The organism is Oceanicola sp. 502str15 (assembly GCF_024105635.1).
Taxonomy (GTDB): Bacteria; Pseudomonadota; Alphaproteobacteria; order Rhodobacterales; family Rhodobacteraceae; genus Vannielia.
In genome coordinates, this window is sequence record NZ_WYDQ01000001.1 from 49,945 (window position 1) to 71,854 (window position 21,910).

The window sequence follows — 21,910 nt, forward strand, 5'->3', positions numbered from 1 at the left end:
TTCGCGCCCGTGCCGGTGCGGAGCCAAGCCAAGCACCCCACCAAGGGAGCCCGCAAATGACTGAGAAACTTGTGGTAATCGGCGCAGGCATGGCCTCCGGCCGGATGCTCGAAAACCTCTTCGAACTCGCCCCCGATGCCTTCGATGTAACCCTCTTCAACGCCGAGCCGCGCGGCAACTACAACCGCATCATGCTCTCCCCCGTGCTCTCGGGCGAGAAGAGCTATGACGAGATCGTCACCCATGATGCGGCCTGGTACGAGGCCCACGGCGTGACCTGCCGCTTTGGCGAGCGGGTCGAGTCGATCGACCGGGAGCGCCGGGTGGTGATCGCCCCCGGCGGCGAAGAGGTGCCCTACGACAAGCTCGTGCTCGGCACCGGCTCCTCCGCCTTCATCATCCCCTGTCCGGGCCATGACCTGCCCGGCGTGGTGGCCTTCCGCGACCTCGAAGACACCACCGCGATGCTCGAGGCGTCTAGCGGGCAGGGTGCCCGCGCCGTGGTGATCGGCGGCGGCCTTCTGGGCCTCGAGGCGGCCGCGGCCCTGCGTCTGCGCGGCATGGAGGTGACGGTGCTGCATCTCGCCGGCCACCTGATGGAGCGCCAGCTTGACGAGAGCGCAGGCTACCTTTTGCAAAAGGATCTCGAGCGACGCGGCATCAGCGTGCTCACGAATGCCTCCACCAAGGCCATTCAGGGCGAGGGCAAGGTCGAGAAGGTGGTGCTTGAAGATGGCACCGTGCTCGGAGCCGATATCGTCGTCATGGCCGTGGGCATCCGCCCCGCCGTCGCCGTCGCCGCCGAGGCGGGGCTGGAGATGGGCCGCGCGGTAAAGGTCGATGCGCAGATGCGCACCTCCGATCCCAACATCTTTGCCGTGGGCGAATGCGTCGAGTTCAACGGCCAGCTTTTCGGCCTTGTCGCGCCGCTCTACGATCAGGCCAAGGTGCTGGCGCAGACCCTCATCGGGGGCGAAGATGCCTTTGTTCCCAAGGAGCTGTCGACCAAGCTTAAGGTCACGGGCTGCGATCTGTTCAGCGCGGGCGATTTTGCCGAGGGGGAGGGGCGCGAAGACATCATCTTCCGCGATCCGGCGCGGGGCATCTACAAGCGCCTCGTCATCGAGGACGACAAGCTCGTCGGCGCGGTGATGTATGGCGATACCGCCGACAGCAACTGGTTCTTCGGGCTCATCAAGGAGGGCACCGAAGTCGACGAGATGCGCGACACGCTCATCTTCGGACCGGCCTTCCAGGGGGGCGCCTCCGTGGACCCTATGGCGGCCGTTGCAGCCTTACCGGCTGACGCAGAAATCTGCGGCTGCAACGGCGTATGCAAGGGCCAGATCGTGGAGGCGATCGAGGGCGGGGCCACCTCGCTGGGCGACATCAAGGCCTCCACCAAGGCCAGCGCCTCCTGCGGCACCTGCACCGGGCTGGTCGAGCAGGTTCTGGCCGTAACCCTCGGGGACGACTTCAAGATTCCGGCGGCGCAGAACATCTGCAACTGCACCGACCTCTCCCACGAAGACGTGCGCCGCCTCATCAAGTCGAGCGAGCTGAAAAGCCAGCCCGCCGTCTGGCAGGAGCTGGGCTGGAAAACCCCAAACGGCTGCCATGTCTGCCGTCCGGCGATCAACTTCTACCTGCTGGCCGACTGGCCGCTGGAGTATCGCGACGACCCGCAGAGCCGTTTCGTGAACGAGCGCAACCACGCCAACATCCAGAAGGACGGCACCTATTCCGTCATGCCCCGGATGTGGGGCGGGATGACCGATGCCAAGGAGCTTCGCGCCATTGCCGATGCCGCCGAAAAATATGACGCGGCGGTCAAGGTGACGGGCGGCCAGCGGATCGACCTGCTGGGTGTGAAGAAAGAGGATCTGCCCGCCATCTGGTACGATCTGAACCAGGCCGGCATGGTCTCTGGCCACGCCTATTCCAAGGGCTTGCGCACGGTCAAAACCTGCGTCGGCTCCGACTGGTGCCGCTTCGGCACGCAGGACAGCACCGGCCTTGGCATCAAGCTCGAAAAGAAGCTCTGGGGCAGTTGGACCCCGCACAAGGTCAAGCTCGCCGTCTCGGGCTGTCCGCGCAATTGCGCCGAGGCGACCTGCAAGGACGTGGGCATCATCTGCGTCGACAGCGGCTACCAGATCGGCGTCGGCGGGGCGGCGGGCATGGATGTGAAGGAAACCGAGCGCTTGCATGATGCCCGCACCGAGGAGGAGGCCATCGAATGGTCCACCGCCTTCATCCAGCTCTACCGCGAGAACGCCAAGTATCTGGACCGGCCCTACAAATGGGTCGCCAAGGTAGGGCTCGACTGGGTGAAAGCGGTGCTGGCCGATGACGCCGAGCGTGCGGCGCTGAACGAGCGTTTCGAGATTTCCCAGTCGGTCTACCGCAAGGACCCATGGGCCCAACACGCAACCCCCGAAAAGGCGCAGGGCTTCCAGCCTGTGGCCGATCTGACCCTGGAGGCAGCCGAATGAGCTGGATTGATATCTGTGCCGTCGAAGAGATCCCCGAGCGCGGGGCGCGTATCGTCAAGACAAAGGCGGGTTGCGTGGCCGTGTTCCGCACCGGGCCGCAGGAGGTCTTTGCCACCTCCAACACCTGCGCCCACAAGGGCGGCCCGCTGGCCGAGGGGATCGTGCATGGCCGCTCGGTAACCTGCCCGCTGCACAACTGGGTCTGGAGCCTGGAAACCGGCGAGGCGCAGGGAGCTGACGAGGGGCAGATCGCCACTTATCCGGTCCAGATCGAGGCGGGCCGCGTGCTTCTTGATGCCGAGGCCGTCACTGCCGCTCGGGACGCCGCCTGATGGAAAGCCCCCGCGCCACGGTCTGCACCACATGTCCCTACTGCGGGGTCGGCTGCGGCGTGCGGGCCACGCCCGACGGGGCAGGGGGCCTTGCCATCGAGGGCGACAAGACCCACCCGGCCAACTTCGGGCGGCTCTGCTCCAAGGGCTCGGCGCTGGGTGAGACGGTGGGGCTGGAAGACAGGCTGCTCGCCCCGCGCCTCTACGGCAAGGAGGCGAGCTGGCAAGACGCGGCGGGCGAGGTCGCACAGCGTTTCTCCCAGACCATCGCCCGGCACGGCCCGGATTCGGTGGCCTTCTACGTCTCCGGCCAGTTGCTGACCGAAGACTACTACGTGGCCAACAAGCTGATGAAAGGCTTCATCGGCTCGGCCAACATAGATACCAACTCCCGCCTCTGCATGGCCTCCTCCGTCGCGGGCCACAAACGCGCCTTCGGCACCGATACCGTGCCGGGCACCTACGAAGACCTCGAAGAGGCCGATCTGGTGGTGCTGGTGGGCTCCAACCTCGCCTGGTGCCACCCGGTTCTCTACCAGCGCCTCGTGGCGGCCAAGGCGGCGCGGCCGGCCATGCAGGTCGTGGTGATCGACCCGCGCCGCACCGCCACCTGCGACGCCGCCGACATGCACCTGCCGGTGGCCTCCGGCGGCGATGTGGCCCTGTTCAACGGCCTGCTGCGCCGCATCCGCGACATGGGCGCCACCGATGGGGCCTTCGTGCGCGCGCATGTCGACGGCTTCGATGCCGCCATCGCCGCCGCCTCCTCGGAAACCAGCGAAGCCACCGGCCTGTCGGATGACCTGCTGCGCCGCTTTTACGATCTCTGGCTGCGCACCGAGAAGGTGGTCACGGTCTATTCGCAGGGGGTAAACCAGTCGGCCCAAGGCACCGACAAGGTCAACGCGATCCTCAACTGCCACCTCGCCACGGGGCGCATCGGACGGCCGGGGATGGGGCCGTTTTCGGTCACCGGGCAGCCCAACGCGATGGGCGGGCGCGAGGTGGGGGGGCTGGCCAACATGCTGGCCTGCCACCTCGATATCGAAAACGCCGCCCACCGCATCGCCGTGCGCGAGTTCTGGCAATCGCCCACCATGCCAGAGGCAGCGGGGCTCAAGGCGGTCGACATGTTCGACGCCATCGAGCGCGGCCAGATCAAGGCGCTCTGGGTCATGGCCACCAACCCCGCCGTCTCCATGCCCGAGGCCGACCGGGTGCGCGCGGCGATCGCGGGCTGCGAGTTCGTGGTGGTCTCCGACATCACCGCCGCCACCGACACCGCCCGCCTTGCCCACGTGTTGCTGCCCGCAACCGGCTGGGGCGAGAAGGAGGGCACCGTCACCAATTCAGAGCGCCGGATCAGCCGCCAGCGGGCGGCGCTGCCCGCGCCGGGCGCGGCGCGGCACGACTGGCAGATCATCTGCGATGTCGCCGCCGCGATGGGCTGGGCCAAGTCCTTCGACTATTCTTCCCCCGCCGAGATCTTCCGCGAGCACGCCACGCTTTCGGGCATCGCCGCCGGGCTGGGCAAGGACTTCGACATTTCCGGCCTCGCCGCGATATCCGATGCCGACTATGCCGCGCTGGCCCCGGTGCAATGGCCGGTCAGCCCCACCCGCACCGGCGGGCGGTTCTTTGGTGACGGCATGTTTTTCACCCCGGACGGGCGCGGGCGGATGCTGCCGGTCCGCAGTGCCGCCCCTGCCAGCGCCACCGACCGGCGCTACCCCTTCCGCCTCAACACCGGGCGCGTGCGCGACCATTGGCACACCATGACCCGCACCGCCAAATCGCCCCGCCTCAGCCAGCACATGGCCGAGCCCTACATCGAGGTGCACCCCGACGACGCCTCCCGCCTCGGGCTGCGCCCTGCCGGGATCGCCGATGTCGAAAGCCCCAGCGGGCGGGTGCTCTGCCGGGTGATCGTGACCGACAGGCAGCGCCCGGGTGAGGTTTTCGTGCCGATGCACTGGACGGCGGAGACGGCGGCGCTGGGCCGGGCCGATGCGCTGGTGGCCTCGGTGGTCGATCCGGTCTCGGGCCAGCCCGACAGCAAGGGCGCGGTGGTGGGCCTTTCGGCCTATCCCGCCGCATGGTTCGGCTTCGCCGTAAGTGCCTCCAAGCCGCGACCGGATGCACCCTACTGGGCGCTGGCCCGCGCCCGCGAAGGCTGGCGGCTGGAGCTTGCGGGGGCGGAGGCTCCGGAAGATTGGGAGGCCTATGGCCGCATGGTCTTCGGCCTCGGCCCGGAGGTGGAGGCGCTCGTTGTGACCGACAGCGCTCGGGGCGGCGCTCGGCTCGCGTTTGTTGCCGAGGGGCAGCTTGTCGCCGCGCTTTTCGTCGCCGCGGAGCCGGTGGCGGTGTCACGCAGCTTCATGGCAGGCGAGCTTGGCGCGGCACCCTTGCCCGCGCATCTCTCCGGTCAGCCGGGGCAGGACAGGCCCGATCCCGGCGCAACGGTCTGCGCCTGTTTCGACGTGGGGGTAAACACCATACTCGCGGCGATCGAAACCCGGCAGCTCGCCTCGGTCGAAGCCATCGGCGCCGCGCTTCAGGCCGGCACCAACTGCGGCTCCTGCCGTCCCGAACTGGCCGCGCTGCTGGCCGGTGCCACCCGCCGGGAGGCCGCCGAATGAGCCTCGCCCCCTATGTCCGCATCCTCGGGCGTGGCCCGGGCCGCTCGCGCTCGCTCACCCGCGAGGAAGCCCGCGAGGCCATGGCGCTGATCCTCTCCGGAGAGGCCGCGCCGGAGGCCATCGGCGCGCTGCTGATGCTGATGCGCTTTCGCGGCGAAACGGCGGGCGAGGTGGCCGGTTTCGTCGAGGCCGCGCGAGACATGCTGCCGCCCTGGCCCGGAGCCACGCCGATGCTGGACTGGCCCAGCTACGCAGCCGGGCGGACCCGTGGCCTGCCGTGGTTCCTTCTCTCGGCGCGGCTTGTCGCCCGGGCCGGGGCGCCGGTACTGCTGCATGGCTGGAACTCGCACCAGCGCGCTGCCGCCTCGGTGCGCTCGGCGCTTCCCGCCGCGGGCATTGCCGAGGCTGCTTCGATGGAGCAAGCCGCCGATCTGATCGCCCGCGAGGGCATCGCTTACCTGCCGCTCGAAGCCTTCGCGCCGCGCCTGCTGGAGCTGCTGCGGCTGCGCGATGTGCTCGGCCTGCGTTCGGCGGTCAACACCGTGCTGCGCGTGCTCAACCCCTCCCGTGCCCCTGCCGCCGTGCAGGGGGTGTTTCACCCGCCCTACCGCGAGCTTCAGGCCGATGCCTGCGACCTGCTCGGCCAGCCCGCGATGACCGTGCTCAAGGGCGGCGGCGGCGAGTTCGAGCGGCACCCGTCCAAGGACATCGCCCTTTACGGCACGAGGAATGGCACCCGCTGGGAGGCCTCCGCCGCCGCGCTGGAAGACGACCACCGCCGCCTCGCCGATGCAGCCCCCGACCCCGATGACCTCGCCCGTCTCTGGACCGGCGAACTCGATGACCCCTTCGCCAGCGCCATCGTGCTGGGCACCGCCGAACTTGCGCTGGAAACCTGCGGCCTTCCCGCAGCCATGGCGCAAGACCTCTGGACCAACCGAAACACGGCCCGCGCGGCCTGACCGGGAGAGATGCGATGAAGACCTTTCCGATGTTCCTGCGCATGGCCGGGCGCCGCGTGGTGATCGCGGGCGGCGGCGAGCAGGCCGCCCAGAAGGCCCGGCTGGTGCTGAAAACCGAGGCGCGGCTGGTGCTCTTGGCCGAGGCGCTGGACGATGAGCTTTCCGCGCTGGTCGTGGCAGGCCGGGCCGAGCAGGACGAGGGCACGCCCACACCCGAGAGCTTTGCCGGGGCCGCGCTCGTTTTCATCGCCACTGGCTGCACCGAGCGTGACGCGGCGCTCGCCGCCATGGCCCGTGCGGCGGGCGCGGTTGTCAACGTGGTCGACCAGCCCGAGCTTTGCGATGCCTTCACCCCCTCCATCGTCGACCGCGACCCGCTGGTGGTGGCCATCGGCACCGAGGGCGCGGCCCCGGTTCTGGCGCGGCAGGTGAAAACCCGCATGGAAGAAATGCTGGAGCCGTGTCTGGGTGAGTTTGTCGCCATGGCCGGGCGGATGCGCGAGGCCGTGGCCCGTCAGGTGCCCGCGCGCGCGCGCCGCGCCTTCTGGCGCTGGGCCTTTTCCGATGCGCCCCGCCGTCTGCATGCCACCGGGGCAGAGCGAGAGGCGGCGAAGGTGCTGAAGCAGGCCATCGCAGAGGGCGGGGCGCCCGGCGAGCGCGGCGAAGGGCTGATCAGCCTCGTTGGCGCGGGCCCCGGCGCGCGCGATCTGCTGACTCTTCGCGCGGTGCAGCGGTTGCAGGAGGCCGATGTGATCTTCTACGACCGCCTTGTCGACCCGGATGTACTTGAGCTGGCCCGGCGCGACGCCGAGCGGGTCTTTGTCGGCAAGGAAGTCGGGGCCTGCGCATGGCCGCAGGAACGGATCGACGCGGTCATCGTCGCCGCCGCCCGCAAGGGGCAGCGGGTGGTGCGGCTCAAGTCCGGCGATCCCGGCGTGTTCGGGCGCGCAACCGAGGAACTGGCCGCTGCCCGTGCACATGGCCTCACCGTCGAAATCGTGCCGGGCGTCACCGCCGCTTCTGCCGCCGGGGCCGCCATGGGCCGCTCGCTCACCGAGCGCGGCGAGACCGATCGCCTCGTGCTGGCCACAGGCACCTGCCGCGATGGCGATGCCGCGCCGGACTGGGGCACCATCTGCATTCCGGGCACAACGCTGGCGCTCTACATGGGGGTGCGCAAGGCCTGCGAGATCCAGCATAGCCTGCTCGCCGCCGGGGTGCCTGCGGCATCGGAGGTCGAGATCGTCTGCTCGGTCTCGACCCCTCAGGAGCGCCACGTCGCCTGCCGGCTCGGGGCATTGGCCGCAACCATCGCGGAACAGGAGGTCAGCAACCCGGCGATCATCTTCGTGCGCTACCCCAAGACGCGGATCGAACCGCTCGCCGCAACGCCACCCGCCCGCCTTGCGGCCGTCGGCTGAGCTGCCAACGCCCGCACCCAGCCCCATTTTCCCGCCGAACACCGCGCAGTTCCCTCGGAAATCCGGGAATCCGGCCCGGGAGTGCACAGCAAAGAGGCATCTGCCCGATCATGGCAAAATGCATGGGCCCCGCGCCTTGAAAGCGCTTTGGCTTTGATGCTTTACCTGAACGCATGCCTCCCACCCGGACCTCTCTGATGCAAAAAACCTCTCCCTCGGTCAAATCCAGAACTGCGAGCCTGCTGGAACAGATCTATCCCGATCACGACGCCGCCGATCTGGCCGCGCGGGTGCAAGAGGCGTTCTGGCCCGAGGGCGCCCATGCCCGCTCGCGGGCGCGCACGGCGGGCAACAACCTGTGGAGCGAGGCCGATACGCTCGTTATCACCTATGCAAACTCGCTGGTGGACGGGCACCACAAGCCGCTCGACCTGCTGCGTGACTTTCTCACCCACTACCTTCAGGGGGTGATCTCGGGGGTTCACATCCTGCCCTTCTTTCCGTTCACCTCCGACGATGGCTTTGCGGTGGTCGATTACCGCGCGGTCAACCCGCAGGTGGGCGACTGGCCCGACATCAACCGCATCGCGGAAGAGTTCAAACTCATGTCGGACCTGGTGCTCAACCATGTGTCGAGCTTTTCCAAGTGGTTTCACGACTACCTGCAAGGCCATGAGCCCTACGACAAGTTCTTCTTCGAGGCCTCGCCCGAGGATGACATCAGCCAGGTCGTGCGGCCGCGCACATCGTCGCTGCTGCGCGAGGTGCAAACGCCTGAAGGGCCCAAGCACGTCTGGTGCACCTTCTCCCACGACCAGGTCGATCTGAACTTTGCCAACCCCGAGGTTCTGCTCGAGTTCCTGCGCATCATCCGTCTGCATATCGACAACGGCGTGCGGGTGATCCGGCTGGATGCGGTTGCCTTCCTGTGGAAGGAGATCGGCACCAACTGCATCCACCTGCCGCAGACCCATGCCATCGTCCGGCTGATGCGGATGCTGTTCGACTACGCCACCGAGCCGGTGATCCTGCTGACCGAAACCAACGTGCCCAACGCCGAAAACCTGAGCTACTTCGGCAACCGCAACGAAGCCCATGCGATCTACAATTTCTCGCTGCCGCCGCTAATCCTGCACGCCCTGCTTACCGGCACCTCGCGGCCGCTGAACCAATGGCTCATGGCCATGCCGCCCGCCCAGCTCGGCTGCGCCTACCTCAACTTCACCGCCAGTCATGACGGCATCGGCATGCGCCCTGCCGAAGGGCTGCTTTCGGAAGAGGATATCGAGCAGGTCATCGGCGCGGTGAAGGCCCATGGCGGCCTGCTCTCGATGCGCGCGCTGCCCGGCGGGGGCGAAAAGCCCTACGAGCTGAACATCACCTATTTCGAGGCGCTCAAGGGCACCGTGAAGGGGCCCGACGAACACCAGATCGAGCGGTTCCTGTGTTCGCAGACCATCGTGCTCTCGCTCGAAGGGATCCCGGCCTTCTACATCCACTCGCTGCTGGCCACGCCGAACGACCATGATGGGGTGGAGAAGACCGGCGTGAACCGGGCGATCAACCGCCACCGCTGGGATTACCCCGAGCTGCGCAAGGCGCTGGACGATCCCTCAACCGTGCATTCCCAGGTGCTGACGCGCCTCAAGCGACGCATCTCCATCCGCACCCGCCAGCCCGCCTTCCACCCCAATGCCACCCAGTTCACGCTGCAACTGGGCGAGGGGATCTTCGGCGTCTGGCGCCAGAGCCTCGATCGGTCGCAGTCGATCTTCGCGCTGCACAACCTGACCGACGAAACCATCACCCTGCCTGTCTTCTCGATCAACCTGATCGGTGGAGAAGATTGGATCGACTTGCTGTCGGACGAGCTGATCGACGCGGCCCGTGGCGAGATTGACCTCGCGCCGTACCAGTGCCGGTGGATCACCAACCGGCATTAGCCGCGAGCGGTTCATCACGCGCCACCCGGGGGCACGGGGCCGCCGGGAGCCTCGATCAGGTTGCGAACTCGGCGTTGTCCTCGCGGATCGCCGCCGACATGTCGCGCATCAGGTCCGGGTCGGCCGAATAGACCCGGCTCCAGTTGGGAATGAAGGGGGTCTCCATCGGGTTCTCGAGGAAGATGTGCCCGGCTTCCACGATGTTGCGGGCAAAAAGCTCGACGGTGGTCTCCTCCTTGTGCCGGTCCACCGAGAGGCCGTTCATCCATGCGTCGTGGGCGTAGATCTCGATCATGTCGAGGGCGGTCCGGTAGTAGGTGGCCTTCAACGTGCGGAAGACGTTGGGGGTAAAAACCGTGCCGTCGGTGGCGAGCTTGCGGTAGAGCGCCTTGCAGATGTCGATCGACATGCGGCTGAGGCCGGTGGAGGCATCATCCTCGCTCACCGGCTGGTGCTTGTGGTCGTAACGGTCGGAGATTTCGGCCTGGCAGACGGCCTTGGGGCTGAGGTTGCGCCAGGCTTCGGACAGAACGCCGATTTCCAGCCCCCAATCGGAGGGGATGCGCATGTCGGGCAGGATGCCGGTGCGCATGGCGAATTCGCCGGCCAGCGGGTAGCGGAAGCCGCGCAGGTAATCGAGGTAGTCGTGGTCGCCGATCACCTTCTTGAGGGCCACCAGCATCGGGCTCACCAGCAGGCGGCTGACGCGGCCATTCAGCTTTCCGTCCGCGATCCGGGGGTAGAAGCCCTTGCAGAGCTGGTAGGGAAAGTTGGGGTTGGCGACCGGGTAGACGAGGCGGGCCAGCATGGCGGTATCGTAGGTGAGGATATCGCAGTCATGCAGCGCAACAACCGCACTGTCCCCCTGGGCCAGCGCATAGCCCATGCAGAACCATACGTTGCGCCCCTTGCCGGGCTCCTGCGGTGACAGTTTCAGCGCCTGAAGCCGTTCGTCGATGGCGGTGAGGCGGGGGCCGTCGTTCCAGAGCACCATGTGCTCCTGCGGAAGCCGGGAGAAGAACTTCTTCGCGTCGCGGTATTGCTGCTCGTTGGCGCGGTCCAGCCCGATGATGATGCGGCTGATGAAGCGCACCTTGGAAAGCTCGTCGATGATGGCGGGCAGGGCCTCTCCCTCCAGCTCGGAGTAGAGCGAAGGCAGAACCAGCACGATCTTGCGCGTGACCGAGATGGTCTCAAGCTCGCGGGCCATGGCGGCCGGGTCGAGGGTCCGCAGGTTGTGCAATGTGGCGACGCTGCCGCTCTGATGAAAATCGGCCAAGTCTCTGTCTTCCCTGTATCAAGCCCGCCCGTGGGCGGAGGTCACTGTGACAATGGTTTCAAGCACCGCTGCGTTCCATCCTTCGGGGCCGGGCAGGGTGGTGCGCCGGATCTTTCCGGTGGATTCGCCGGGCAGTGTAGCAATTCCGGCGCCATGAGGGTTGGCCACGATCACGCCGGTGTCGGCGGCTTCGAGCATGCCGATGTCATTGGGCGCATCTCCGAGGGCGAGGACATGGGCCGTGGGCGCCAGTCGGGATGCGACCTCGCGCAGTCGGTCGGCCTTGTCGGCGCCGAAGGAGAGGGTCAGGTAGCGCCCGCCCTGTCGTGCGGTGATACCGGCCTCCTCCAGCGCGGCCAGAAATTCGTCGCGTTGGCCGTCGCTGCCGCGCCAGAGTCCGGGTTCGGAGAACTCCCGGCGCGCGGCCAGTTCGGCCTCACGCAGCGCAAGGCCGGTCTGGTGCGCGATGCCCTCTGTGCCCCAATCAGAGAACCCTTCGAACCCCGACCTCAGCGCAGCGGGCAGACCGGCCAGGGCTGCCAGAATTTCCGTGTGGCGCGGCGCAGCGATGCCCTCTTCGCCCGGCCAGACCACGCCCGCACCGTTTTCGACGATCAGCGCAGCGGGCTCGCAGGGCAGATTTTGTGCCAGTTCTTTCATCTCCGACGAGGTTTTGCTGCTTGCGAGCACCAGTGGCAGGTTTTTTTTCGCCATGCACTCCAGCGCACTCTGCGCCGCAGCAAAGCTGTAGTCCCGGTGGTCGAGGAGGGTGCCGTCGAGATCGGTGAAGACGATCAGTTCGGGGCGCAACAGTGTGGATTCGTTGGACATCTGACAAAACCCTAGCGGGTCGCGCCCGCATTGGCCACCGCCCGATTGCCTGTGCGCAATTGCATGGAAAGATGAGTTTCTGCCGAAAAATGTGCTGCGGCGCGGCGGATCAAGTGCTTGGGAAAATGATATCCGGCGCGTATTCTTCCAGTGTTTTCCATGACTTCTGCATGGAATGCCCCTGTGGATTGTGTCCCTCTAACCCGGTTTTAACGAATTCGATGCTAGCCTTGCCCAGATGCACCTACCTGGAGACTGAAGTGCAGCTCTTGAACATAGCGATCCTGCTTGTTTTCGGTTTCGGCACGGCCGCGCTTGCGGCAGTTATCGGTGTGCCTCACTGGCTGCTGCTGATCCCCGCTTATTCCGTCGGCAGCATTCTTGGTCTGGGCGCAATCTGGCTTGTCTACGCCATTCCCTACGGATCGCGACGCACCCCGATTGCACCTGTCGAGTCCGCCAAGACCGGCTGATGATCGGGGCACTCGTTGGGCCCCTCCTCCGGCACCGGCACTTTCTGCTCTGCTGCGCACTTGCCCCCCGCCATCCGGGCACTAGGCTGCTGTCCTGAAAAAATACCACAAGGGACAGCCACCACATGAAACTGGAAAAGCTCGGCAAGAGTGACCTCGAAGTGCCGATCTGGTGCCTCGGCACCATGACATTCGGCAACCAGACCCCGGAGGCCGATGGCCACGCCCAGATTGACGCGGCGCTGGACGCGGGGCTGACGTTCATGGACACCGCCGAGATGTACCCGGTGAACCCGGCAAAGGCCGAAACGGTGGGGGGCACCGAAGAGATCATCGGCAACTGGGTCGCCAAATCGGGCCGCCGGAACGATGTGCTGATCGCCACCAAGATCGTCGGTCCAAGCCAGCTCGCCCGCGACGGGCGCGGCATTGATGCCGAGACCCTGCGCGAAGCGGTCGACTGCTCCCTGCGTCGTCTCCAGACCGACGTGATCGACCTGTTTCAGCTTCATTGGCCCCAACGCGGCTCCTACCACTTTCGCCAGCACTGGACCTTTGCCCCCGAAGAGCAGGATCGCGCGGCTACGCAGGCCAACATGGAAGAAGTCATGGCCGAGATGGCGCGTATCCGCGATGCCGGCAAGGTCCGCCACTTCGGCACCTCCAACGAGAGCGCATGGGGCATGACCCGCTGGAACCAGCTCGCCGCCGAAACGGGCGGGCCGCGGATGGAAACCGTGCAGAACGAGTACAGCCTGCTTTGCCGGATGTATGACACCGACATGGCCGAGATGTCGCACCAGGAAGAGGTGTCGCTGCTGGCCTACTCGCCGCTGGCGGCCGGGTTGCTGACGGGCAAATACGCGGACGGCGCCCGGCCCGAGGGCAGTCGTGCGTCGATCAACGGCGATCTGGGCGGGCGGATCACCCCGCGTGCCGAAGCCGCGACCGAGGCCTATATAGCGCTGGCCGCGGAGCATGGGGTCGATCCGGTGCATATGGCGCTGGCCTGGGCGGCGGAGCGGCCGTTCATGGGTTCTGTCATTTTTGGCGCGACGACGATGCCGCAGCTTCAGCACATTCTTTCGGGCATGGAGTTCAAACTGACCGACGAGCTGCGTGACGGGATCGCCAGCACCTACCGCGATCATCCCTTGCCCTATTGAGCATCACTTTGCCGTCAGCTCCCAATATCTAGCGGTTCCGGCTGGACTTTTGACGCATATCTGGCAGGCTCCCCGCGACTTGCGAGGAGGCTGCCAGCAGTGAAGAAGGCGTGGATCGGAGCGGTGGGGCTGGCACTGTGCCTCGCCTTGGCGGCATGCGTCCCGCCTGGCGGCAGCGCGCCCGATGGGCCGGCCGATGCCGCGCAGGCGGGGCCGGACGACCCGCGCCCAAAGCCGCGTCCGGGCTCCGAGCCGGAGGGCGCTGCACCGCCGCCGGCCCAGACTGCGCCCGCCGCATCGTCGGCCCTTGAGCCGCCCTCGGCCGCCCGCACTCCGGACGCCGAGGACGATCTGCTGCCGCAGGCCGAGGAGGCGCCCGAGGCCGCCGATGAAACGCCGGCACCGACCCTTCCCGACAAGATCTATCAGCCCCCTGAACCCCCGCCGGTGCCGGCCGCCCTCACCGGGCAGGCAGCGCAATGCACCAAGAAGAAAGGCCGCTTTGTGCGGCGCGGTGATGGTGGCACCTTCGTCTGTGTTCAGCCCACGCGGGACGCCAACAAGCGATGCGATGACGGCTCGGACTGCGAGGGCATCTGCTTTGCCAAGTCACGCACCTGCGCCCCGGCCACACCGCTGTTTGGCTGCTACGATGCTTTGGAGAACGGGCGCGTGGTGAACATATGCACCGAGTGATCCCGGCGCTTCTTCTGGCAGGCTGCACCGCTGCGCCCGTGACCACGGCCTACCGCGACGCCTCGGCCCCGATCAGTTCAATTGCCCTTTTCGATGCCTCCCGGCTGGAGGGCGAGTGGCGCGAGGTTGCCTCGTTCCGCGACAGCGGCGCCTGCCTTATCTGCCGTGCCCGGTTTTCGGCCGGCGCAGAGGGCCTCGCGATGGAGAGCGGGCCAGGTCGGGCGATGCTCAAGCCGGCAGGTCCGGGACGGATGGCGCCGGTGGGGCTGAAAGGGCGGCTGGGCGAACCCTGGTGGGTGCTCTGGGTCGACGCCGACTATCGGACATTGGTGATCGGCACGCCATCGGGCGAGTTTGGCGCCGTACTCGACCGGGGCGAGATCGGAGCGGACAGGTTGAAGGCCGCCCGCGAAATCCTTGGGTGGGCCGGCTACGACGTGGCGCGCCTCAAGCCTGCAAGGCTCTAGGGCACATTTTCTGCCGGGCCATGCCGCCTTTCAGGAAAAAGGGTCCGCCGGATAGTCCACCGCCCGTAAGTAAAGCCCGTAGGGCGGGCAGACCGGCCCGCATTTGGCACGATCGCGGGCCTCGAGCGCCAGCTTCACATCATCAGGTGCCCATGCACCCGCCCCGACCCGTTCCAGCGTGCCGACGAAGCTGCGCACCTGATTGTGCAGAAAGCTGCGGGCCGAGAGGTGAAACCTGAACTCGCGGCCGCCGGGATACTCCAGCTCTTCGATATCGAGCCTGTCGAGGGTCTTTACAGGCGACTTCGCCTGACACTCCGAGGCGCGGAAGGTTGTAAAATCATGCTGCCCGAGCAGGTGGTTGGCCGCAATCTGCATGGCCTCCAGCGAAAGCGGCTGCATCACCCGCCAAGCCAACCCTGCGTCATGGGTCAGGGGCGCGCGGCGCACCACGAGGCGGAACAGGTAGTGTCGGGCCTGTGCCGAGAAACGCGCGTGCCAGGCGTCATCCACCACGGCACATCCAACCACCGCCACAGGCTCCGGCTTGAGGTGGAAGTTGAGGGCTTCCGACAGCCGGAAGGCGTCCCAATCCTTGGTCATGTCGCAATGCGCCACCTGGCCGAGCCCATGCACCCCGGTATCGGTGCGCCCTGCTGCAGCAATCGTATGCGGCCCCGGCTCCAGCTTTGCCAACGCCGCCTCGATTGCCCCCTGAACCGAGGGCAGGTCAGCCTGGCGCTGCCAGCCTGCATAGGGGGCGCCGTTGTATTCGATTTTCAGGGCGTAGCGGGGCATTTCGGCGGTTTACGGTGGCGTGGGGTGAGGCGCAATCATTTGCGCGGTTTGGCGCGAAGGGTCGGGTCGGCCACAGTGGGGTCTTCTGGCCAGGGGTGCCGCGGGTAGCGGCCCCGCATATCCTTGCGCACATCGGCATAGGAACTGGCCCAGAAGCCGGGGATGTCCATGGTCGTTTGCACCGGGCGGCCCGCCGGAGAGAGCAGGGTGACGCGCAGCGGCTGGCCGGCGACCGTGGGGTGGGTGGTCTGGCCGAACATCTCCTGCAGACGCAGCGAAATTTCGGGGGCCTCGCCGGAGTAGTCGATGGCGATGGCGCGGCCGAGCGGCGTGGTGAAGGAGGGGGGCGTGGCGCGATCGAGGGCCTGCATGCCGTCCCAGCCGACGCGGGCCTTGAGCGGTTCGGTGATGTCGAGCGCGGCAATGTCGGCGGCGGTTCGGATGCGGCCAAGGTAGGGGAGCAACCAGGTTTCGGCCTCGGCCAGCAGGGTCTCCTGCGAGCAATCGGGCATGTCGCCCACGAGGGCAATGCGAGCGAGCAGGCGGCGCGCCTTGGTGCTGACCGGCAGGCCGAGGTCGCGGATGCCCTCCAGCGCGGCGAGGGCGAGGGCCTCGTCGGGGGTGTCCTTCCAATGCCGGTCATCCAGCACCAACGCGCCGAGCCGCTCCTGTTGACGGGCGACCACGCGGCGCTCGCGTTTCGACCACTCCGCCACATCGTGCCAGGTGGGCTCCACGCCGGGCGTTGTTCTCAGCTCGCTTTCGCTGATCGGCAGGGCGAGACGAATGCGGGCATCGCGGCCCTCGCCCTCGATATCGGCCACCACGATCAGACGTTGCCCGGCGAGGTCATCCTCGGCCCCCATCTGCGCCCCACGCCCGCCCGAGAGCAGAAACCGCGGCGCATCGCCGGGACGGCGAAGGCCGATGCGGTCGGGATAGGCGAGTGCGAGGGCCTGGGCTTCGGTAAGGTCCGAGGCCGGCCCGGCGAGGCGGGCAAGGCGTTTGGCCTCCTGGGTGATGCGCTTGAAGGCAGGGCGAGCGGGCTCCGGCGCGGTGCCGGGATTGCGCAGGGCTTTCAGGCGTTTGGACAGGTCCGCCCCGGCGTTGCGCAGCGGATCGCGCTCGTTGAGCAGGGCGGCGAGGGGGGCGGCGCCGGGGCCGGCGAGGGCCAGCATGTGGCCAAGGCGCGGGTGCACGGGCAGGGCGGAGAGGGTCTTGCCGTGATCGGTGATCCGCCCCTCCTCGAGCGCGCCGAGATCCTGCAGCAACCGCTGGGCGGAGGCCATCGCCCCCTCGGGCGGCGGGGTCAGGAACTTCAGCCCGTCGCCGCCGCCCCAAAGGGCCAGTTCGAGCGCGAGGCCGGTCAGGTCGGCGGCTTCGATCTCGGCGGGGGGGAAGGCCGGCAAGGCTCCATGGCCGCCCCGGGTCCAGAGCCGATACACCCGGCCCGCCTCGATCCGTCCGGCCCGGCCCGCCCGCTGGGTGGCCTCTGCGCGACTGACGGCCTCGGTCACGAGCCGCGACATTCCGGTGCCCGGATCAAAGCGCGCCCGCCGCGCGCGGCCGGAATCGATGACCGTGCGGATGCCCGGAATGGTCAGGGAGGTTTCAGCAATCGAGGTGGCCAGAACCAGCTTGCGGATCTGCTTGCCTCCGGGGCGCAGGGGCTGCATGACCGCGCGTTGATCGGCAAAGGGCAGGGCGCCGTAGAGCGGCATCACCACCACCGTGTCAGGCAGGCGCAGCGCGGAGGTGAGGCGGCGGATTTCGCCTTCGCCGGGGAGGAATGCCAGCATGTCGCCCGTGGTTTCGTCCATGGCGCGGGCGATCAGATCGGCCATCGGTGCTTCGAGGCGGGCGCCGGCGGACAGGGGGGCCTCTGCCCAGTGCTCCTCGACCGGAAAGCTGCGGCCCTCGCTGGTGATCACCGGCGCCCGGCCCATGAGCGCCGCCACGGGCTCGGCGTCCAGCGTGGCCGACATGACCAGCAGGCGCAGGTCGGGGCGCAGCGCCTCGCGGGCCTCCAGTGCCAGCGCAAGGCCAAGGTCGGCCTGAAGGGAACGCTCGTGGAACTCGTCGAAGATCAGCGTCGACACCCCAGAAAGCTCGGGGTCGTTCTGGATCATCCGGGTCAGGATGCCCTCTGTCACCACCTCGATCCGGGTGGCCTTGCCAACCTTTGCCTCGCCCCGCACCCGGTAGCCCACGCCCTCGCCCACCTTGGTCCCGAGGGTCTGGGCGATCCGCTCGGCGGCGGCGCGGGTGGCGAGGCGGCGGGGCTCCAGCATGAGGATGCGCCCGGTGTCGGCCATTCCGGCCTCGAAGAGCGCCACAGGAACGCCGGTTGTCTTGCCCGCGCCGGGCGGGGCCTGAAGCACGGCCTGCCCGCCCGAAGACAGCGCATCGACAAGCTCGGGCAGCACCTCCTCGATCGGCAGGCGAATGGCAAAGGGGTCGTCAACCTTCCGCATGGGCTGGACATAGCCCGCCGCGCCGGGGCAAACCATGACAAAACGAAAGGGCAGCGGCGTGGATACGGGCGATCTGGCACAGCGGGTGATGGCGGGCGAGCGGCGGGCGCTGGCGCGGGCGATCACCCTGGTCGAGAGCGCCCGTGCAGATCATCGCGCCGATGCGGCGGCGCTGGTTGGCGAAGTCGCCAAGGCCGGCAGGCAGGCGCTGCGCATCGGCCTTTCGGGCACGCCGGGTGTGGGCAAGAGCACCTTCATCGAGGCCTTCGGTCTTTTCCTCGTCGAGCGCGGCCTGAAGGTGGCCGTGCTGGCGGTTGATCCCTCTTCGGCACGTTCGGGGGGCTCGATACTGGGCGACAAGACCCGGATGGAGCGGCTTTCGCGCCATCCTTCGGCCTTCATCCGCCCCTCTCCGAGCCAGACCCAACTTGGCGGCGTGGCCCGCCGGTCACGCGAGGCGGTTGCCCTGTGCGAGGGCGCGGGGTTTGACGTGGTGCTGGTGGAAACCGTGGGCGTGGGCCAGTCGGAAACCATGGTGGCCGAGATGGTCGACCTCTTCCTGCTGCTGCTGGCGCCCGCGGGTGGTGACGAGTTGCAGGGGGTGAAGCGCGGGATCATGGAGATCGCCGATATCCTGCTGGTCAACAAGGCCGACGGCGCGCTGCTCGACGTCGCCCGCCGCACCTGCGCCGATTATTCCGGCGCCCTGCGACTGCTGCGCAAGCGTGCGCAAGACCCCGAGGGTTTTCCGAAGGCGCTGATGGTCTCGGCTGTGGAGGGTGCGGGGCTCGAGCAGGCCTGGGCCGAGATGGAAACGCTGTCGGGCTGGCGGCGCGATCACGGGCTGTGGGAGGCCACGCGGGCCGAGCAGGCGCGGCACTGGTTCGAGGAGGAGGTGCGCCACGGGCTGCTGCGGCGGCTGACGGAAAACACGTCGCTGGCCGAGAAGATGGCCGCGTTGCGAGAGGCCGTGACGACTGGGCAGCGCACGCCGGCCGAAGCGGCGGAAGAGGTTCTGTCGGGCTTCGACCGGGGGGAGTGAGCGCCTCTCTGCACGTCAATCAGTTGGAAATCGGAGATATCCGGCGCGGCGCGATTGGCGTGGCACCTTCGGGCGGGCCGGAAAAGCCTTCCTTCGCCCGCAGGAAGCCGTTGAACTCGGGGTTCTGCCGGGTCGAGAGCCGCGCCGCCTCGATGGTCAGTGCAACCTGCTCGGGCTTGAGGCGCAGCCGTGTGGGAATGCCATCAAGCTCCTTCTGCATCTCTGGTGGCAACCCTTCGAAGCTGACCTGCCCGACAAAGAGCTTCACATCGCGGCAATCCCAACCTGCCGTACTGCCCCGAATGCGGCGCACTTCCGAGGCGGGAAGGTCGCAGCGAAACTCCACGAGGGCCTCCTGCCAGCGGTCGAGCGTGAGGCGCATGGCGTCATAGCCGGTGCGCGTGGCCGCCGACATGGAGCTGGTCGCGATCGACATGGCAAGCTGCACGCCGCCCGGGCCGGGGAGTTTCTGGGTCCAGCCGTAATCGGTCCGCACACCCGCGTTGGCGACAAGAAACAGCATGCGTTCCAGCTTCACCGCCTCTTCGACGGTCAGCGGGGCATAGGCATTTTGCGCCCGGGCCCGCTCGACGTTCAGGCCGGTGGTGCCGAAATTGTCGGTGATCCCGCCATCGAGCAGCTTCACGAAACGCGCCTCTTCGGGGTTGGTGTAGCTTTCGAGCGCCCGGGCGTGGGCCTTCATCGCCTCGCTGGCCTCGGGGTTGTGGCGGGCGGCGGTGAGCCAGTCGGGCTCGTCATACGCGCAGCCCTTCTGGTGCGCCTCCAGCACGATGGGCGAGAACACCAGCGGAAAGGCGGCAGAGGCCGAGACCGCCTCGGAAAGCGGCAGCTTCATGAGGTCGGAGCAGAGCGCGTCGAAGGTTTCGGGTGAGAACAGGAAGGTGACGTTGTTGGCCACATCGGAGGCATTGATCCAGGTCTTCACGTGGCTCTTGCGGCGCAGGTCTCCGAAGGTGGCGCCGCGAAACAGCTCTTCGTCGAGAAACCGCCCGAAGGTCTTGCGCCCGTTCGCGCCGCCCGAGAGCCCGCGCACGAGAGTCACCGGGTTGAGCGGCGAATTGGCCATGTATTTCTCGCCGTTCTTGTCGAGATAGGCGCGAAACTTCGCCATGCCGCCGGGGCCCGCGTAGCCATACCAGGCCGCCGTGACCGAGCCGCCCGACACGCCGGTGACGAGACGCACGTCGGAGAGAATGCCATCGGGGTCGCCAGGGCTGGCGGTGGCGTCGCGCAGGGCTTCGAGCATGCCGTAGCTGAAGGCCGAGGCGCGTGTGCCGCCGCCCGAGAAGGCGAGGCCGATGAAGGTGGTACCGTCGCCGGGGATCACGCTTTCGTCGATCAGGGACGGGTTGCCATCGGCCCCGAGCGGCTGGTTGAGCGGTTTGTTCACGGCCGAACAGGCGGCGAGGCTGATGGCCGCGAAGATTGCAGCAAGCTTTGCGAACGTCATTTGACAAGTGCCTGTAATTGCACGTTGCTTCCCCCCGAGCCTAACCCGTTCTACCCCATGTCGGCAGGCAGCTTAGGCCAGGATATCTCGATCGAGAAACCCTTTTTGACGTCGAGCACCCGCAGTTTGGCGCCGTGGCGTGTGGCAATGGCCCGCACCAGCGCCAGACCCAGACCGTGCCCCGCAACCTCTCGGTCGCGTTCGGCGCGGGCGAAGCGCTCGAAAACGGCCTCGCGGGCCTCTTCGGGCACGCCGGGGCCCGTGTCGGAGATGTTCAGCACGTGCCGGTCCGCGCCTTCTTCCAGCGACAGGGTGATGGCATCGCCTTCGCGGCAGAACTTGATGGCGTTGTCGACGAGGTTGGAGAGGAGCTGCGCGATCAGGTTGCGGTCGCCCAGCACCATGCAGGGATCCTGCAGGACCGCGCCGTAATCCAGCGCCTTTTCTTCAGCGAGCGGCTCGTAGAGCTCGGCCACTTCGCGGGTGATCTTGCTGAGGGAAACCGGCACCAGCCCGGTGCCCCCGCCACTGGCCGCCTCGGCCGAGGAAATCTCGAGCAGGCTGTCGAAGATCCGCACGGTGCCGCGGATTTCGGAGGATACGGCGGCCACGGCCTCGGGGTCGCCCTCCAGCCGCTCCAGCTTGCCCTGAATGCGGTTGAGCGGGGTGCGCAGCTCGTGGGCGATGGTGTCCGAAAGGCGCCCGTGGGCGCGGGTCAGGTGACCGATGCGGTCGAGCATGGTGTGAATGTGCCGCTCCAGCGCACCAAACTCATCATCGGCGCGGGGGCCGGGTAGGCGGGCGGAAAGATCGCCGGCGGCAACCTGATCGGCCAGCTTGTTGAGCCTGTCGATCCGGCGCATGACAAAGCGCGAGGCGAGCCAGCCCGCAGCGAGCGACAGGCCGATCAGCACGATGGCGGTGACGAAGATCTGCGCGCGGGTCGCCGCAAGCGCGTCTTCGGTCGGTGCACGGGAGCGGGCGACCAGCATGGGAAACCCGCCTCGCAGCTCGCGGGCGACACCGATGTAGGCCTGCGGGGTGCCGGTTGCGTCGAGCGTGAAGGTCACCGGCTCGGTTGCGTCAATAGGGCCGGTGGTGGGGGTCAGGCCCTCGGGCCAGGTCTCGATGTTGCCGGCCAGCTTCGCGCCGTCCTTGCCTTCGAGCAGGTAGAGCATGCCGGTCTCGGGGGCGGCGACGGAGCGGAACTCCATCGCCTGCCGCAGCGCGATGATCCGGCGTTGATCATAGAGCGCGGCCAGCCCGGCCAGGTCTGCGGTCAGCAGAACCCGCTCGCGCCGCTCCAGCTCGGCAGCGGTTGCCCGGTACTGCAACGCCATGGCCCCGAGCGAAAAGACGATCAGCAGGGCCGAGAGGCCGAGGGCGAGACGGAGGGAGGCCTTGCCGCGAGGTCTGCGCAC

The 21,910-nt window shown here is 67.5% G+C and carries 17 protein-coding genes; 11 read left to right on the forward strand and 6 right to left on the reverse strand.

All coding sequences use genetic code 11. The features are described from left to right. Positions 1-56: 56 nt before the first annotated feature. The 6 genes from nirB (at position 57) to GTH22_RS00280 (ending at position 9,792) form a co-directional block, all read left to right on the forward strand. Positions 57-2,495, forward strand: a complete 2,439-nt coding sequence (nirB, locus tag GTH22_RS00255) for a nitrite reductase large subunit NirB (protein ID WP_252942542.1) — start codon at positions 57-59, stop codon at positions 2,493-2,495. Further along, positions 2,492-2,827 carry a nitrite reductase small subunit NirD gene (gene nirD, locus GTH22_RS00260; protein WP_252942543.1) on the forward strand — a complete coding sequence of 112 codons (336 nt, stop codon included), beginning with the start codon at positions 2,492-2,494 and terminating at the stop codon, positions 2,825-2,827. Before nirB ends, nirD begins: the two co-directional genes overlap by 4 nt. Further along, positions 2,827-5,466: a nitrate reductase gene (locus GTH22_RS00265; protein ID WP_252942544.1), complete on the forward strand. Its 2,640-nt coding sequence runs from the start codon at positions 2,827-2,829 to the stop codon at positions 5,464-5,466. The genes nirD and GTH22_RS00265 overlap by 1 nt, the downstream gene beginning before the upstream one ends. After that, positions 5,463-6,428, forward strand: a complete 966-nt coding sequence (locus tag GTH22_RS00270) for a glycosyl transferase family protein (RefSeq protein WP_252942545.1) — start codon at positions 5,463-5,465, stop codon at positions 6,426-6,428. Before GTH22_RS00265 ends, GTH22_RS00270 begins: the two co-directional genes overlap by 4 nt. A 14-nt stretch (positions 6,429-6,442) precedes the next feature. After that, a complete protein-coding gene (gene cysG / locus GTH22_RS00275; protein WP_252942546.1) occupies positions 6,443-7,849 on the forward strand; it encodes a siroheme synthase CysG in 1,407 nt (468 codons plus the stop codon). A 197-nt stretch (positions 7,850-8,046) separates the two neighbouring features. Continuing rightward, positions 8,047-9,792, forward strand: a complete 1,746-nt coding sequence (locus GTH22_RS00280) for a sugar phosphorylase (RefSeq protein WP_252942547.1) — start codon at positions 8,047-8,049, stop codon at positions 9,790-9,792. Between the two features lie 55 nt (positions 9,793-9,847). Here GTH22_RS00280 and GTH22_RS00285 read toward each other — a convergent pair whose 3' ends face one another. Further along, positions 9,848-11,071, reverse strand: coding sequence for a glycosyl transferase (locus GTH22_RS00285; protein WP_252942548.1), 1,224 nt, complete (start codon positions 11,069-11,071; stop codon positions 9,848-9,850). A gap of 18 nt (positions 11,072-11,089) precedes the next feature. After that, complete coding sequence (locus GTH22_RS00290; protein ID WP_252942549.1) at positions 11,090-11,902, reverse strand: mannosyl-3-phosphoglycerate phosphatase; 813 nt, start codon at positions 11,900-11,902, stop codon at positions 11,090-11,092. A gap of 71 nt (positions 11,903-11,973) precedes the next feature. Here GTH22_RS00290 and GTH22_RS00295 point away from each other — a divergent pair, with 71 nt between their 5' ends. The 4 genes from GTH22_RS00295 to GTH22_RS00310 all read left to right on the forward strand — a co-directional run bounded on the left by GTH22_RS00295 (position 11,974) and on the right by GTH22_RS00310 (position 14,704). Then, on the forward strand, positions 11,974-12,375 hold the full coding sequence (locus GTH22_RS00295; protein ID WP_252942550.1) for a hypothetical protein: 402 nt from the start codon (positions 11,974-11,976) through the stop codon (positions 12,373-12,375). A 125-nt stretch (positions 12,376-12,500) separates the two neighbouring features. Further along, entirely contained in the window at positions 12,501-13,541 is a 1,041-nt protein-coding gene (locus tag GTH22_RS00300) for an aldo/keto reductase (protein ID WP_252942551.1), read from the forward strand. A 99-nt stretch (positions 13,542-13,640) separates the two neighbouring features. Next, a complete protein-coding gene (locus GTH22_RS00305) occupies positions 13,641-14,237 on the forward strand; it encodes a hypothetical protein (RefSeq protein ID WP_252942552.1) in 597 nt (198 codons plus the stop codon). After that, the gene (locus GTH22_RS00310; RefSeq protein ID WP_252942553.1) at positions 14,225-14,704 is read left to right on the forward strand and encodes a lipocalin; all 480 of its coding nucleotides are present in this window, start codon (positions 14,225-14,227) and stop codon (positions 14,702-14,704) included. The genes GTH22_RS00305 and GTH22_RS00310 overlap by 13 nt, the downstream gene beginning before the upstream one ends. A 30-nt stretch (positions 14,705-14,734) precedes the next feature. Here GTH22_RS00310 and truA read toward each other — a convergent pair whose 3' ends face one another. Next, positions 14,735-15,502 (reverse strand): tRNA pseudouridine(38-40) synthase TruA, encoded by a 768-nt coding sequence (truA, locus tag GTH22_RS00315; protein WP_252942554.1) that lies wholly within the window; start codon positions 15,500-15,502, stop codon positions 14,735-14,737. Between the two features lie 35 nt (positions 15,503-15,537). Continuing rightward, positions 15,538-17,976 carry an ATP-dependent helicase HrpB gene (gene hrpB, locus GTH22_RS00320; protein WP_252942555.1) on the reverse strand — a complete coding sequence of 813 codons (2,439 nt, stop codon included), beginning with the start codon at positions 17,974-17,976 and terminating at the stop codon, positions 15,538-15,540. A gap of 58 nt (positions 17,977-18,034) precedes the next feature. Between hrpB and meaB the strand changes: the two genes are divergently transcribed. Continuing rightward, entirely contained in the window at positions 18,035-19,018 is a 984-nt protein-coding gene (meaB, locus tag GTH22_RS00325) for a methylmalonyl Co-A mutase-associated GTPase MeaB (protein WP_252947542.1), read from the forward strand. Between the two features lie 19 nt (positions 19,019-19,037). On the opposite strand, the gene GTH22_RS00330 is transcribed toward meaB, so the two are convergent. Then, on the reverse strand, positions 19,038-20,489 hold the full coding sequence (locus GTH22_RS00330; protein WP_252942556.1) for a patatin-like phospholipase family protein: 1,452 nt from the start codon (positions 20,487-20,489) through the stop codon (positions 19,038-19,040). Between the two features lie 50 nt (positions 20,490-20,539). Further along, the gene (locus tag GTH22_RS00335) at positions 20,540-21,910 is read right to left on the reverse strand and encodes an ATP-binding protein (RefSeq protein WP_252942557.1); all 1,371 of its coding nucleotides are present in this window, start codon (positions 21,908-21,910) and stop codon (positions 20,540-20,542) included.